Source organism: Devosia sp. (assembly GCF_028290645.1).
Classification (GTDB): domain Bacteria; phylum Pseudomonadota; class Alphaproteobacteria; order Rhizobiales; family Devosiaceae; genus Devosia_A.
Map to the genome: position 1 here is coordinate 1 of NZ_JAQGJL010000091.1, position 13,994 is coordinate 13,994.

Below are 13,994 nucleotides of genomic sequence, written 5' to 3' on the forward strand. Positions count from 1 at the left end.
TATTCATCGCGGCGGTGGTGCTGTTCGTGCTGCTGCGGCTGTTGCCGGGGGATCCGGCCAATGCGCTTCTGGGGGTCGGGGCCACCGAGGCGCAGATCGCGGCGGCGCGGGCACAGGTTGGCTCCGACCAGCCGCTGGTGACGCAGTTCGTCAACTTCATCGGCAACCTGGCGCGGTTCGACCTCGGCACCTCGTTCGTGAGCAAGGCGAGCGTCCTCGAGGAGATCGGCAACCGGCTGAGCGTGACGCTGCCGCTGACGATTCTCGGGTTCCTGCTGGCCATCGTGATCGCGGTGCCGCTGGGCATCGTTGCGGCGGTGAAGTCGGACCGGTGGTATGGCGCGGCGATCTCCATTTTCAGCCAGCTGGGGATCGCCATCCCGGTGTTCTGGCTCGGCATCCTGATCGTCACGGTGTTCGCCATCAACTTGCGACTCTTCCCATCGGGCGGGTTTCCGCTGAAGGGTTGGGCGAATTTCGGCGAGGCGGCGGTGGCGCTGGCACTGCCCGTGCTCACTGTGGCGCTGGTGATTGCAGCATCGCTCCTGCGCTATGTGCGCTCGGCGACGCAGGACGTGCTCGGCAGCGACTATATCCGGACGGCACGGGCGCTCGGCTCGGGTTTTGTCGAGGCGCTGGTGCGCCATGGGGTGCGCAACGGCGCGGTGCCGGTGATCTCGATTCTCGGGATCGAACTAGCGACAACCTTCCTCGGTGCGGTGGTGGTGGAGAAGGTGTTCGCCCTGCCCGGGCTCGGCTCGATGCTGCTCCTCGCCATCCAGCAGCGCGATTATCCCAACGTGCAGGGCGTGCTGTTCATTTCGACGCTGCTGGTGCTGCTGATCGGCTTTGCCGCCGACCTGCTGCAGCGCTTTGTCGATCCGCGGCTGCGCGGACGGGGGAGCGCAGCGTGACCACACTCGACGCCCTCGCACCGCACCGGCGGGATCACTCGCTGAGCTTGTGGATCGGCCTGATCCTCGTGGGGCTCCATGTCGCCGTGGCGCTGCTCAGCCTGGTGTGGACGCCATACGATCCGACGGCGATGGCCGGCGGGCGGCTGGAGCCGCCATCGCTGACGCACTGGGCCGGCACCGACCGGCTGGGGCGCGACTTCTTCACCCAGATCATGATCGGCTCGCGCATTGCGCTGATCGTCGGCATCGGGGCGGTGGCGATCGGGGCGGCGATCGGGGTGACACTCGGGATGCTTGCGGCGTTCGCCAGCCGGCTCCTCGACGATGCGCTGGCGGCGACGCTCGATATCCTCATCGCCTTCCCGACGCTGTTGATTGCCATGCTGGTGGTCGCTGCCAGCGACACGGCGAGCCTTGGTTCGGCGATCCTGGCGCTGGGTATCGCGCTCTCGGCAATCGTGGCGCGGCTGACCCGCATCCTCGCCAAGCGGGTGCTGGTGATGGACTACATCACCGCGGCGCGCACCTCCGGCACGTCGTGGATCGGGATCGTGTTCCGGCACGTGCTGCCCAATATCTGGCCGACGCTGTCGGTGAATTTCGCGCTGCAGTTCGGGCTGGCGGTGATCGCCGAGGCTTCGCTGTCCTATCTCGGGCTTGGTGCGCCGCCGCCGAACGCATCGTGGGGCCGGCTGCTGCAGGAGGCGCAGGGGACGGTCTATACGGCGCCGATCGGGGCGGTGGCGCCGGGGATTGCGCTGGTGTCGCTGGTGATCGGGGTGAACCTGCTTGCCGATGGGTTGCGGGATATCGGCGATCCGACGCGGAGGCTGGCGCGATGAGCCTCCTTTCGATCGAGAACCTCAGTCTCGCGGCCGCTGATATCCCGCTCGTTTCGCGGCTGTCCTTCGCAATCGCACCCGGCGAGCGGCTGGGGCTGATCGGGGAGTCCGGGTCGGGCAAGTCGCTCACGGCCATGGCGGCGACGGGGCTACTGCCGCGTGCCATTACCGCCAGCGGCTCGGTGCGGCTGGGCGGACAGCAGGTGATCGGGGCGGCGGACCGGGTGCTCGACGGGTTGCGCGGGACGGTTTCGGCCTTCGTATTCCAGGAGCCGTTGACGGCGCTCGATCCGCTGATGCGGGTTGGCCGGCAGGTGGCGGAACCGCTGCGGCGGCGGACGCGGCGGGATGGGCGGGACCTTGACGGTGACGCCTTAATGCGGGAGGTGCATGCGCTGCTCGAGCAGGTGGCGCTGCCGCAGCCGGACCGGATAGCCCGGTCCTACCCGCATGAGATTTCGGGCGGGCAGCGGCAACGCGTGGCCATTGCCATGGCGCTGGCGTGCCGGCCGCAGCTGCTGATCGCGGACGAGCCGACGACGGCGCTCGATGTCACGACGCAGGCGGAGATCCTGAAGCTGCTCGATGGGCTGGTGCGCGAGCGCGGCATGGCGCTGCTGTTCATCAGCCACGACCTGCCGGTGGTGGCGGAAGTCGTGGATCGCGTGGTGGTGCTGAAGAAGGGCATCGCCGTGGAGGAAGGACCGGTGGCCGAGGTGTTCGGCGCGCCGAAGGACGAGTATACGCGCTCGCTGGTGGCAGCGGCGCGGGCGTTCGATGCAGCGCTGGAGGGGACGCCATGAGCCTCGTCAGCGTCGAGCATGTAAGTTTCAACTATACGCGCGACCGCCGCGTGCTGGACGACGTTTCGCTCAGCATCCGCACTGGCGCCAGCATTGGGCTGGTGGGGGAATCCGGGTCGGGCAAGACCACCCTGCTCCGGCTGCTGCTGGGCCTCACGCGGCCGACCGCCGGACGTATCCGGTTCGGAGAGGCGGAACTCGACCCGGGCAATGGGGCGTTCATGCGCGACTATCGCCGGCAGGTGCAGGCGGTATTCCAGGACCCCTATTCATCGCTCGACCCGCGCCAGAACGTGCTCGGCATCGTCGGCGAGCCGTTGCGCTCGCTGGGCATCCCGGGCGACCGTCGCGCGCTGGTCGAGGCGGCGCTCGTCTCGGTTGGGCTGGAGCCCGGCATTCTTGGGCGCTATCCGCATGAGTTCTCGGGCGGGCAGCGGCAGCGTATCGCCATCGCGCGCGCCATCGTCGCCAAGCCGAAGCTGCTGCTGGCAGACGAGGCGGTGAGTGCGCTCGACCTGTCGACCCGCATCCGCATCGTGGAGCTGCTGAAGCGTCTTGCCGCGGAGATGACGCTGGTATTCGTGTCGCATGATCTCGGGGTGGTGGCGGCGCTTTGCGACGAGATCGTCATCCTCGAGCGCGGCCGCATCGTCGAAGCCGGCGCCACTCGCAAAATCCTCGCCGACCCACAACATCCATACACGCGGACCCTGCTCGACAGCGTTCCGCGAATGCCCGCCTAAGCCCGACCAAGGACCCTTTCCATGACTGCCTCCGACGACTATTTCGCCTCGCTCGAAGCCTGGAAGGCGAAGCGCCTCGCCAATCTCAAGGCCCCGAACGGCTGGCTGAACATCATCGGCCGCTACTGGCTGGAGGTTGGGACGGTCAGCGTCGGGAGTGCGGCGGACAACGACATCGTGCTGTCGACGGGGCCCGCGCATCTGGGCACCGTGACGCAGGAGGAGAGCGGCACGATCACCTTCCAGCCGGCCGATGGCGGCGAGGCGATCCGGGTCGAGCCCAACAAGAAAAACCCGCCACGCTGGCAAGTCGGCGACCTGCTACTCGAGCTCACCACGATCAATGGCGACAATGCGCTGCGGATCCGCGATACGGCGTCGCCGGCGCCGGATGCGTTCCCCGGGATCGAGTATTTTCCGGCCCAGCCTGATTGGCGCATCGTCGCGGACTGGGTGCCGTTCGAGACGCCGCTCGACCTCGTGGTCGATACGACCGGCAACATCCCGACCGGCGTCGCAGTCACCCACAAGGCGGTGTTCACGCATGAGGGCAAGCGCTACGAGCTGATCGCGACGCACGGCACGCCCGAGGCGCCGCAGTTCGTCATCAAGGACCCGACGGCGCGGGACTCGACCTATCCGGCGTCGCGCTTCCTCTACGGCGAGGACGTGACCGACAGCAGCATCGTCCTCGACTTCAACAAGGCGATCAATCCGCCCTGCGCGTTCACCGAGCATGCTGTATGCCCGCTGCCGCCGCCGGAGAACGTCTTGCCGTTCCGCATCGAGGCGGGCGAGAAGCGGGTGGCCTACCCGATCTAGGGCGCCTGGCGCCTCGGTGCGTCAGTTCACCTGCCGCCGGCCGATCGGGAAGTAGGCGAGGCCGGCTTCTTCGACGGCGGCAGGCTCATACAGGTTGCGGCCATCGAAGATAACCTTGCGGGCGAGGTGCGAGGCGAGGGCCTGGAAATCGGGCGCGCGGAAGACTTTCCACTCGGTGACGATGACCAGCGCATCGGCGCCTTCGACCGCTTCGGTTGGGGTTTCGACGAAACATAGCCGCTCGATATTGCCCTCGAGGTCGAGCGCCAGCACGCGCTTGGCCTCTTCCATCGCCACCGGGTCGTAGGCACGGATCGTTGCGCCGCGGCGGATGAGGTCGGCGATCAGTACCCGGCTGGGGGCATCGCGCATGTCGTCAGTGTTGGGCTTGAAGGAAAGGCCCCAGATGGCAAAGGTCAGGCCGCTCAGGTCGTCGCCGAAGCGGGTGCGGATCTTGGCGCTCAGCACGCCCTTCTGGGCGGTGTTGACCTCCTCGACGGCGGCGAGGATGCGGAGCGAGCGGCCCTGCTCGGCCGCGCTGCGCCGGAGGGCGCTTACGTCCTTGGGGAAGCAGCTGCCGCCATAGCCGGTGCCGGCGTAGAGGAAGCTGTAGCCGATGCGCGGGTCGGAGCCGATGCCGCGGCGGACGAGTTCGATGTCGGCGCCGAGGTCTTCGGCGAGGTTGGCGAGTTCGTTCATGAACGAGATGCGGGTCGCGAGCATGGCGTTCGCGGCATACTTGGTGAGCTCGGCTGAGCGCACGTCCATCACCATGGTGCGGTCATGGTTGAGGGTGAAGGGCGCGTAGAGATAGCGCATGATCTCGAGGCCGCGCCGGCCGCTGGTGCTGTTGCCGGCGCCGATGACGATACGGTCCGGCCGGCTGAAGTCGGAAACGGCGGCGCCTTCCTTGAGGAACTCGGGGTTGGAGACCACGGTGAAATCGGGCTGGCCGAGGCGGATGCGCTCATCAGCATCGGCAGCGAGGCCGCGCTTGACCAGTTCCTCGGTGATGGTCGCGTCGACGAGATCGGCGGTGCCGACCGGCACGGTGGACTTGTCCGCGACGACCTTGAAGCCGTTGAGGTGCTGGCCGACGCTGCGCGCGACGGTGACGACATATTTGAGATCGGCCGAGCCGTTCTCGTCGGGCGGCGTGCCGACAGCGATGAACAGCACCTCGCCGTGCTCGACGCCTTCGGCGACGTTGGTGGTGAAGCTCAGCCGTCCCGCCTCGCGGCTACTGGCGACAATCGCCTCGAGGCCCGGCTCGTAGATGGGCACGCGCCCGGCGTTGAGCAGCGCCACCTTCTTCTCATCGATGTCGACGCAGACGACATTGTTGCCTGCATCGGCCAGGCACGCACCGGTGACGAGGCCGACATAGCCTGAACCAAACACTGTGACTTTCATTCAACGCCCCGAACAGAACGCCACAGCATACATGCGCGGCACGAATGTGCAGCAACTATCATTCTCGGGTGGAGGAGCATAGTTACGGCGGTCGGCCATGCGGGCTGGTGGCAGATCAATGGCAGTCCTCGCCGGGAACGCCGTTTCGCGCATTTGAGCGCCGGCGGCAGGTGAACAAGCTCCTCCCAACTTTTCTCTTGTGGAAGACGGTAAATACATCGTTAACTTGCGGGACAGGAGCAAGACAGCGGCAGGGCTTGGCCGCGTCACAGTCATCGGCAACCGTGGGGGCGGGTTGATGAGTGATACACACAGCAGTTTCGGACAACTTGTCCGGGACCATCGAAGCAGGCGCGCCGGAGTTACTGGACGGCGCTGGCCGAGGCGACGTGCCGCTGGAGCGCCGGGCGGCGAGACTACAGTAACCCTGCAAAGCGGCCTTCCGCTGGAAGCGCAACAAGGCTTCCCGCTTGCGCCGGAATTGACGGCCGAGCGGCGGATGCAGTTGCGGTTGAAGCGGCTGCTGCTCGATTTGCCGCTGGCGACGCTGGCACTGCTTGCATTCAGTCCCCTGCTGCTCGCGGTGTCCCTCGCCATTGGCCTCACCAGCAAGGGGCCGGTGCTGTTTCCGCAGTGGCGGGTCGGTCTCGATGGCGAAATGTTCCGCATGCTCAAGTTCCGCACCATCCGGGTCGAAGCCTGCGACGAGAGCGGCCTGAACCAAGTGGTGGAGAAGGACTGCCGGGTCACGCCGATCGGCAGGTTCCTCAGGGCGACCAGCATCGACGAGCTGCCGCAGCTATGGAACATCCTCGTCGGCGACATGGCGGTGGTCGGCCCTCGCCCGATGGTGCACGGCATGCGGGCCGCCGGCGTCGATTACCGCGAGGCGGTGCCCTATTACGACTACCGGCACCTGGTCAGGCCCGGCCTCTCCGGCTGGGCCCAGGTCAACGGCCTGCGCGGCCCGACCAGCGACATGACGTCCGCGAAACTGCGGATCGACCATGACTGCGCCTATGTTCAGAACTTTTCGCTCGGCCTCGATGTCGGGATCATCCTCAAGACCATTTTCCGCCAGTTCCTCACCGGCTCCGGCACCTGATTTTATTCCACGTCGCTATTTTGGGCACGATTTGAGCAAGCGTATTGCATTGATCGCCGGTGAGGACGGGGGCGCGGCATGAGACTGCTGATCCTCGGCCTCAACTATGCGCCGGAAAGGGTCGGCATCGCGGTCTACACGACCGGCATGGCCGAGGGGCTGGCGGCCGAGGGGCACGAGGTACTGGTGATCGCCGGGCAGCCCTACTATCCGGCGTGGAGGATCGTGGACGGGCACAGGGCCTGGTCCTTCTCGACGGCCGAGGAGAATGGCGTCGCGGTAACGCGGGTACCGCACTACATTCCTGCTCACCCGACCGGAAGCAGACGCCTGCTGCATCACGCGAGCTTTGCCGCTGCAGCCCTTTTCCCGGCGCTCTGGAGCGGTCTCGCCTGGCGGCCCGATGTGGTGCTGACCGTGGCGCCGTCGCTGATCGCAGCGCCGGTGGCGCGGCTCGCGGCGTTGGTCGCCGGGGCGCGGAGCTGGCTGCACATCCAGGATCTTGAGGTCGAGGCGGCGTTTGCGACGGGCCTTATCGCGGAGCGCTCTGCACTCGGCCGGCTGGCGCGAGGGTTCGAAACGCTGGTGCTGCGGAGCTTCGAGCAGGTTAGTGCGATCTCGCCCGAGATGTGCCGGCGTCTGACTGAGAAAGGGGTGCCGCGCGAGCGCGTCACCGAGCTCCGCAACTGGGCCGATACCGAGGCGATCCGGCCGATGACGGCCCCCTCCCCCTATCGCGAGGAATGGGGCATCGAGACCGAGCACGTGGCGCTCTATTCGGGCAACATCGCCAACAAGCAGGGCATCGACATCGTGCTCGATGCCGCCCGGCTGCTTCGGCACCGCGACGACCTGACCTTCGTCATCTGCGGCGAAGGTCCGGAGCGCGGGCGACTCGAGGCCAAGGCGCAGGGGCTGGACAACGTGCGCCTTCGCAACCTGCAGCCCAAGCAGCGGCTCAATGAGCTGATGGGCCTAGCTACCATCCACATTCTGCCGCAGGTGGCCGGCGCCGCCGACCTCATGCTGCCGAGCAAGCTGACCAACATGCTGGCCTCGGGCCGGCCGGTAGTGGCGACCGCGGCGGCAGGAACCGGCCTGGCGCGCGAGGTGGAGAGGTGCGGCGCGGTGGTGGCACCGGAGGACACTGGGGCGTTTGCCGATGGGATCGTGGAGCTGATGGAGGACAGGGAGCTCTATGCGGCATGTGCGGCCGCGGCGCGCCGCCGGGCGGAGGAGCGCTGGGCGAAGGATCTGGTGCTTGGGAGCTTGGCGGCGATGCTGAGGGAAGCGGGCGCCGTCCCGGCGGGGAGCGGGACCAGCGTGGAGCAGGAAATCTAGCACCGTGCTCGATATCAGCCAGGAAGTTGCGCCGCCTCAAACAGCAGGCACGGTTCGCGTGCCGGCCCTGCGGGCTTTGCTCTTCGTGAGCCTGATAGCATTGACCATCCAGGGCCTCCCCAACGTGCTCCTCGCTGGCACGCCGTTTGTGGGCTGGAAGCAGGTAATGCTGATGCTGTGCCTGGGGCTGGCCATCATCCACGTTCGGCGCACAGCCAATGCGGTCATCAGCGCCTGGACCGTTTTCGCCGCGTTGGTCCTGTGTATCTGGGGGCTCGGTTCCGACGTCGATTTCGGAACGTCGCTTTTGAACTCATACTACTACGTCGGATGGCTGCCGTTCTACCTGTTGGGAACGGGCACGCCGAACGGCGTCATTGGCAAAGGCGCCGGCCGCCTCGTGTTCGGCTTGATCCTGCTCTCTGCAGTGGGGCTGATGCTGCAGTTGTACACGGGCGTTCTCGATTTTCTGAAAAGCGCTGCAGAGGCAAGCTACCGGTCCGCATTTCAAGAGACCCAGCGGTTTGCGTTCGTGTTCGTGACGTCCACGGGGGTAATGCCGACGCTGTTCGGGTTGACCCGGATGTACCTGGGCCATGGCGCGCGGGCGGCGGGCAAAGCGTGGGTAGCCGTGGCATTGATGGTCAGCGCGGTACCCACCGGATCACTTGCCGCGCTCATAGCGCTCGGGGGATCGCTGCTTGCGTTGATCGGCAGCGCAAAGGTGCATGGCAGGGTGATCCTTGTGGGGCTTGTCGTGGCCTGCGTGGTCGGCGCGCTGTGGATCGGTGGCGATCTGATGCAGCGGCAGATCGAACGGATGGTCGGCAACTCCGCCGGCTCGGTGTCAAACCAGGGGCGCCTGGCGCTGTGGCTCGCCGCGATGGAGCTTATCCAGGGCTTCAGCTTCGAACAGCACCTGTTCGGCAAAGGACTGGGGACGACGAACAGCAACTATTTCGGGCAACTCGCTCTGATCCATGGCGAGTCGTCCTTCCTCCAGGCGTATATCGAGGGTGGGCTGCTGGGCCTGTCGCTGCGTCTCCTGCCCTTTGCCATCTACCTGCGCGCCATACTGCGCTTTCGGAGCGGGGTGGCGGACATCGCCTATCTCTCGACGATGCTGATCGTCTGCTCCGTGGCGCCGATCTTCGGGATCTTCGGGGTCGAGTGCCTGCTGGGGTTCAACGCCGGACTGGCGGTCGCCCGCGGGAGAGCCAAATGCTCGGCTACGTGATCGCCAACTTCATGCTGGCGGTCCTTCCGCCGACACGGCTTTTCGGCCTCAAGCGCATGTTGCTCAACCGGCTGGGCGTGAGGGTGGGCAAAGGGACATCGGTGTGCGGCGGCGTGCGCTTCTATGGCGCGGGACGCATCATCATTGGCGAGGCGTGCTGGATCGGCCTCAACTGCAAGTTCTATACGAGCAAGGGTGCCGACGTGACGATTGGCGACCGATGCGACATCGCACCGGACGCACGCTTCGTCTGTGGCACCCACGACATCGGGGGCGCTGCAAGACGGGCGGGCACGGGGCGATCCTCTCCTATCAGGGTTTCGAGCGGCACCTGGATCGGCACGGGGAGCATCGTCCTGGGTGGTGCGGAGATCGGGGAAGCCAGTGTCGTGGGCGCCGGCGCCGTGGTGCTGTCGCAGGCGTTCGAACCATCCAGCCTGCTGATTGGGGTGCCAGCTCGCGTGGCCCGTCAGCTGGGAGGCCAGCGGTGACATACGATGATTGGAGCTTTGCCGCGGGTGCCTCGCCGGGGCGCGCGGTGCACTATTTCTCGCTGGTCTCCAACGACGACCTCAATGCCCGGTACGGCGCCCGTCTCCATGCCGGTCCGGCTGCCGCCAAGGTCTGGAGCGTGTGCCGGGCCTTGCAGCATGTGGGTGAGCATCCGGTGATCGTGACGGGCCTTATTCCCGGTGCGGCCGCGGACCTGCTGGCGCCGCCGCAGATGGTTGAAAGTCACAGCGTGCCGGTAGCCAAGCTGGCGACGGCGGGACGGAGGATCGCGCGGCGCCTCACGGCGGCGTTGAGCTTCCTGCGCTATGCGTCGACGCGCGTTCGGCCCGGCGATGCCGTGCTGCTCTACAACGCCTTCGTCGACTACATTCCCGCTGCGATCTATCTGCGCCTAAGGGGGCGGCCGGCCATCCTGGACCTCGAGGACGGACCACGAACGGACGAACGTGGGCTACGGGGGGCTGTGGGACGATGGAGCTATCTGATCCTCAGGCGGCTGTGCCAGCAACGCGTTGTCACCGTGTCGACCCTGCTCGCGCAAACGCTCGGGCTGAGGCGCGCCCTGCCCGTCTATGGCAGCTGGACGCCGGGCCAAGTCGCTGAACGCAGCCATGGGCCGACGCTCCGGGTCCTGTTTGGCGGTGCGATCCTGCAGGAGACAGGGGTCGAACTGTTCATCGGGGCGGTGAAGCGATTGCGCTACACCGCCGATGTTCCAATACGATTTGACGTCACCGGCTTCTACCCCCGCGAGATCGGCGACCGGCTCCGGGAGCTCGCCAGCCCCGATGGGCCGGTGCCCCTGCATCTCCACGGCGAGGTGTTGCAGGCTGAGTATCGCCGGATACTTGAGAGCGCGGATGTCGGGCTCTGCCTCAAGCTCTCCGCGGGCTCCATGGGGCAGACGACATTTCCGTCGAAGGCAGTGGAGATCATGACCTCGGGGCTGACTTTAGTGTCGACCTCGGTCAGCGACATTCCGCGACTTTTTGGGCCGGATCAGGCAGTGATCCTGCGGGAGGAGAGCGTCGGCGAACTCGTCGAGGTGTTGCGCATGCTGGCCTTGAACCGAGAGCTGTGCCGGGCAATCGGGCGCAATGGGCAGGCGTTTGCGCGGGAGCGGTTTTCGCCGCAGCGGGTTGGGAAGGAACTGGCGGCGTTCCTGTTCGACGAGGAGCAGCCAGCGTGACCGGCTCGGTCAATGTTGCTTTTGTCTGGGACAATTTCGGGCCGCTGCATGCGGACCGTTGCGATGCCGTGGCGCGGGCGTTGGGCGATCGCGGCGTGGTGGTGGGCATCGAGCTGTTCGCGCGGAGCGAAACCTACGGGTGGATTCCGGCGGCCGGTGCGCTATTCGAAAAGGTCACGCTGTTCGAAAGACGGGGCGTGTCGGCATGGCGTGTCGCTGGGGCGCTGGTCGGTGCGATTCGCCGGCGGGACTGCCGTCATGTCTTTCTCTGCCACTACCATCAACCGTATGTCGCGATCTCAGCTCTGCTGCTTCGTGTGCTCGGTAAGCGGCTGTATTTTCTTGGCGATTCCAAGTTCGACGACTATCCGCGGCGGCTGTGGCGTGAGGTGCTGAAGTCGATCTACCTGTGGCCGTACCACGGCGCGATGAGCGGCTCGCCGCGATCACGCGACTATCTTCGATTTCTGGGGTTCAGGGCGCCGATCACACCTGGCTACGACACCGTCGACACTGCGCGGATCCGGAAGCAGGCTGGACTGTTCGCGGCGCCCCAGTTCGCTGAGCGGCATTTCGTGCACATCGCGCGACTGGTGCCGAAGAAAAACACCATGGTGCTTATCGAAGCGATGGGCCTGCTACAGCGCTCCGGACGGCTGTCGCGGATATTGCGGATATTGGGCGATGGACCGGAGGGGGAGGCGCTCCGGTGCCGGGTGCGGGACCTTGGGCTGGAGGAGTGGGTCCGGTTCGACGGCTTCGTGCAGACCGCTGCCGTGAGCGCGACGTTGTCGCGAAGCCTCTGCATCATCCTCCCCAGCATTGAGGAGCAGTTCGGCCAGGTTGTCGCGGAGGCGCTGGCATTGGGGGTGCCGGCGATCGTGAGCCCGGCTGTGGGCGCGAGGGATGAACTGGTGCGATCGGGGGTGAACGGGTTCGTGGTCGAACCGGACAATGCCGAGGGGCTCGCGTACTTCATGCACTTGCTGAGCTCGGACCAGGAGTTGTGGGCCTCGATGTCTGCTGGCACGGAGCGCTATAGGGACTTCGCCGGTACGGCACGGTTCAGCGCTTCGGCATTGGCATTGATAGGGCACACGGAGAGCGCTGGAAAAGCGCGTGGTGCGTCGAGGTGAGACTGCTTCACCTTATTCGCACGGTGCATCCTTCCTTCGGCGGACCGGTGGAGGGGATTCTTCGCCAGGCGTTCGACCTGCCCCGCTCGCATGTGCACGAGATCGCCTGCCTCGATCCGGCAGATGCGCAGTGGCTCGTCGACTTTCCGCTGCCGGTGCATGCCGGGGGGCCGGCTTCAGGGAGCAAACGCTCAGGGGGCCGCTACGGCTGGAGCTGGGCGTTTGTCGGGTGGCTGCGAGAGAACTGCTGGCGGTACGACGCCATCATCGTAAACGGCCTGTGGAACTTCACGACGCTGGGGTTCGTGCTGGCCGGGCGCGGGCGGGGGACGCCTTATGTGGTGTTCACGCATGGCATGCTCGACCCGTGGTTCAAGGCCACTTACCCGCTCAAGAATATGCTCAAGCAGCTGTTCTGGCTGTTTGCCGATGGGGTGGTGGTCAACCGGGCTTCAGCGGTGTTGTTCACGAGCGAGGAGGAGCGGCGGCTCGCGCGCGGGGCGTTCCGGCCATATCGGGCGCGGGAGCGGGTGGTGGCCTATGGCTCCGGGGATGCGCCGGATGGGGCGCCGGCGCAGCTTGCGGCTTTCAGGTCGGTGGTGCCGGGGCTTGGCGAACGACGGTACCTGCTGTTCCTCAGCCGTATCCACCCTAAGAAGGGGGCCGACCTGCTGATTGGAGCGTTTGCGCGCGTAGCGGCCGACGAGCCTGGGCTCGACCTGGTGATCGCCGGGCCGGACCAGGTGGGGCTCAGGGATACACTGCACCGCCAGGCAGACCGGCTCGGGCTCAGCGGGCGGGTGCATTGGCCGGGCATGCTGCAGGGTGATGCTAAATGGGGCGCATTCAGGGGCGCCGAAGCGTTTGTCCTGCCTTCGCATCAGGAGAATTTCGGCATCGCCGTCGCCGAGGCCATGGCTGCGGGCACGCCGGTGCTGATTTCCAACAAGGTCAATATCTGGCGCGAGGTCGAGGCGGCCGGTGCGGGGCTGGTCGAGGAGGACAGCGTTGAGGGAATCCACCGACTCCTCAGCGGGTTCCTCGCACTTGCTCCGGACGAGCGACGACAGATGTCGAAGGCGGCGCGCTCGGCTTACGAGCGGCACTTCAGTGCGGACAACGGGGCGCGCGAGCTGATCGCCGTGCTTGAGGATGTGATCCGGGAGAAGGCTGGATGAGTGATCCGGCGTATGAGGACATCGAGCCTGTCACGGCTGTACGCGGGTTCTTCGAAGGGGCGCCGAGCTTTCCGTTGCGGCATCGGTTGTTCCGGCTGGTGTGGAACGTGGCCTGGGCGCTGCTTGCGGCGTGGACGCCGCCGCCGTTGCGGCGCTGGCGCGTGATGCTGCTCAACCTGTTCGGGGCTGCGGTGGATCGCACCGCCAGCGTCTATGGCAGCGCGCGGATCTGGTATCCGCCCAATCTCAGCATGGGGGCGCGATCGGTGATGGGGCCGCGGGTCACCTGCTACTGCATGGCGCGGATTTCGATCGGCGAGCGGGTGGTGATTTCGCAGGGCGCACACCTTTGCGCCGGCAGCCATCGCGTCGACCATCCGGCTTTTGCGCTGGTGGCACAGCCGATCGACATCGGGCCGCAGGCGTGGATCGCGGCCGAGGCGTTTGTCGGGCCGGGGGTGACGGTCGGCGCGGGGGCGGTGCTCGGGGCCCGCGGGGTAGCGTTCAAGGCGCTGGAGGCGTGGACGATCCATGTCGGCAACCCGGCGCGGCCGGTGCGGCCGCGCCATGTTGGGGGTAACAGCCGGCAGGAGCGACCAGGCCTCTGATCACCGCCCATCGGGTCATTTGCGGCCTTGAACGCCGCGACGGCTAGGCGTAGCCGGCATCGTTTGAGGTGGATGTTGTCCGCCCGCAATGTGCTGTGGCGAGGAACCAGGTTCCCTCTCCCGCAGGCGGGAGAGGGAGTTGGGCAC

At 66.4% G+C, this 13,994-nt stretch carries 14 protein-coding genes; 13 read left to right on the top strand and 1 reads right to left on the bottom strand.

Annotation, left to right across the window (positions count from 1 at the left end):
- From JWQ89_RS05040 to JWQ89_RS05060, 5 genes are all read left to right on the top strand, one after another.
- Window positions 1-914, top strand: a 914-nt coding sequence (locus JWQ89_RS05040; RefSeq protein WP_299638976.1) for an ABC transporter permease, incomplete at its 5' end; no start/stop codon positions are given.
- Window positions 911-1,759, top strand: coding sequence for an ABC transporter permease (locus JWQ89_RS05045; protein ID WP_299638977.1), 849 nt, complete (start codon window positions 911-913; stop codon window positions 1,757-1,759). The genes JWQ89_RS05040 and JWQ89_RS05045, both read left to right, overlap by 4 nt.
- Entirely contained in the window at window positions 1,756-2,562 is an 807-nt protein-coding gene (locus tag JWQ89_RS05050; protein ID WP_299638978.1) for an ABC transporter ATP-binding protein, read from the top strand. Before JWQ89_RS05045 ends, JWQ89_RS05050 begins: the two co-directional genes overlap by 4 nt.
- Window positions 2,559-3,305, top strand: a complete 747-nt coding sequence (locus JWQ89_RS05055) for an ABC transporter ATP-binding protein (RefSeq protein ID WP_299638980.1) — start codon at window positions 2,559-2,561, stop codon at window positions 3,303-3,305. The genes JWQ89_RS05050 and JWQ89_RS05055 overlap by 4 nt, the downstream gene beginning before the upstream one ends.
- A 21-nt stretch (window positions 3,306-3,326) precedes the next feature.
- Window positions 3,327-4,127 (top strand): DUF1684 domain-containing protein, encoded by an 801-nt coding sequence (locus JWQ89_RS05060; protein WP_299638981.1) that lies wholly within the window; start codon window positions 3,327-3,329, stop codon window positions 4,125-4,127.
- Between the two features lie 21 nt (window positions 4,128-4,148).
- Here JWQ89_RS05060 and JWQ89_RS05065 read toward each other — a convergent pair whose 3' ends face one another.
- Entirely contained in the window at window positions 4,149-5,540 is a 1,392-nt protein-coding gene (locus tag JWQ89_RS05065; protein ID WP_299638983.1) for a UDP-glucose/GDP-mannose dehydrogenase family protein, read from the bottom strand.
- Between the two features lie 499 nt (window positions 5,541-6,039).
- On the opposite strand from JWQ89_RS05065, the gene JWQ89_RS05070 reads away from it, so the two are divergent.
- The 8 genes from JWQ89_RS05070 to JWQ89_RS05105 all read left to right on the top strand — a co-directional run bounded on the left by JWQ89_RS05070 (window position 6,040) and on the right by JWQ89_RS05105 (window position 13,847).
- Window positions 6,040-6,645, top strand: a complete 606-nt coding sequence (locus JWQ89_RS05070; protein ID WP_299638984.1) for a sugar transferase — start codon at window positions 6,040-6,042, stop codon at window positions 6,643-6,645.
- A gap of 78 nt (window positions 6,646-6,723) precedes the next feature.
- Window positions 6,724-7,986, top strand: a complete 1,263-nt coding sequence (locus JWQ89_RS05075) for a WcaI family glycosyltransferase (RefSeq protein ID WP_299638985.1) — start codon at window positions 6,724-6,726, stop codon at window positions 7,984-7,986.
- Between the two features lie 4 nt (window positions 7,987-7,990).
- The gene (locus JWQ89_RS05080; RefSeq protein WP_299638986.1) at window positions 7,991-9,223 is read left to right on the top strand and encodes a hypothetical protein; all 1,233 of its coding nucleotides are present in this window, start codon (window positions 7,991-7,993) and stop codon (window positions 9,221-9,223) included.
- Complete coding sequence (locus JWQ89_RS05085; RefSeq protein ID WP_299638987.1) at window positions 9,208-9,714, top strand: acyltransferase; 507 nt, start codon at window positions 9,208-9,210, stop codon at window positions 9,712-9,714. Before JWQ89_RS05080 ends, JWQ89_RS05085 begins: the two co-directional genes overlap by 16 nt.
- 47 nt (window positions 9,715-9,761) lie before the next feature.
- Window positions 9,762-10,925 carry a glycosyltransferase gene (locus JWQ89_RS05090; protein ID WP_299638988.1) on the top strand — a complete coding sequence of 388 codons (1,164 nt, stop codon included), beginning with the start codon at window positions 9,762-9,764 and terminating at the stop codon, window positions 10,923-10,925.
- Window positions 10,922-12,061 carry a glycosyltransferase gene (locus JWQ89_RS05095; protein ID WP_299638990.1) on the top strand — a complete coding sequence of 380 codons (1,140 nt, stop codon included), beginning with the start codon at window positions 10,922-10,924 and terminating at the stop codon, window positions 12,059-12,061. Before JWQ89_RS05090 ends, JWQ89_RS05095 begins: the two co-directional genes overlap by 4 nt.
- Window positions 12,058-13,239, top strand: coding sequence for a glycosyltransferase (locus tag JWQ89_RS05100; protein ID WP_299638991.1), 1,182 nt, complete (start codon window positions 12,058-12,060; stop codon window positions 13,237-13,239). The genes JWQ89_RS05095 and JWQ89_RS05100 overlap by 4 nt, the downstream gene beginning before the upstream one ends.
- Entirely contained in the window at window positions 13,236-13,847 is a 612-nt protein-coding gene (locus JWQ89_RS05105) for a putative colanic acid biosynthesis acetyltransferase (RefSeq protein WP_299638993.1), read from the top strand. Before JWQ89_RS05100 ends, JWQ89_RS05105 begins: the two co-directional genes overlap by 4 nt.
- The last annotated feature ends 147 nt before the right edge of the window (window positions 13,848-13,994 follow it).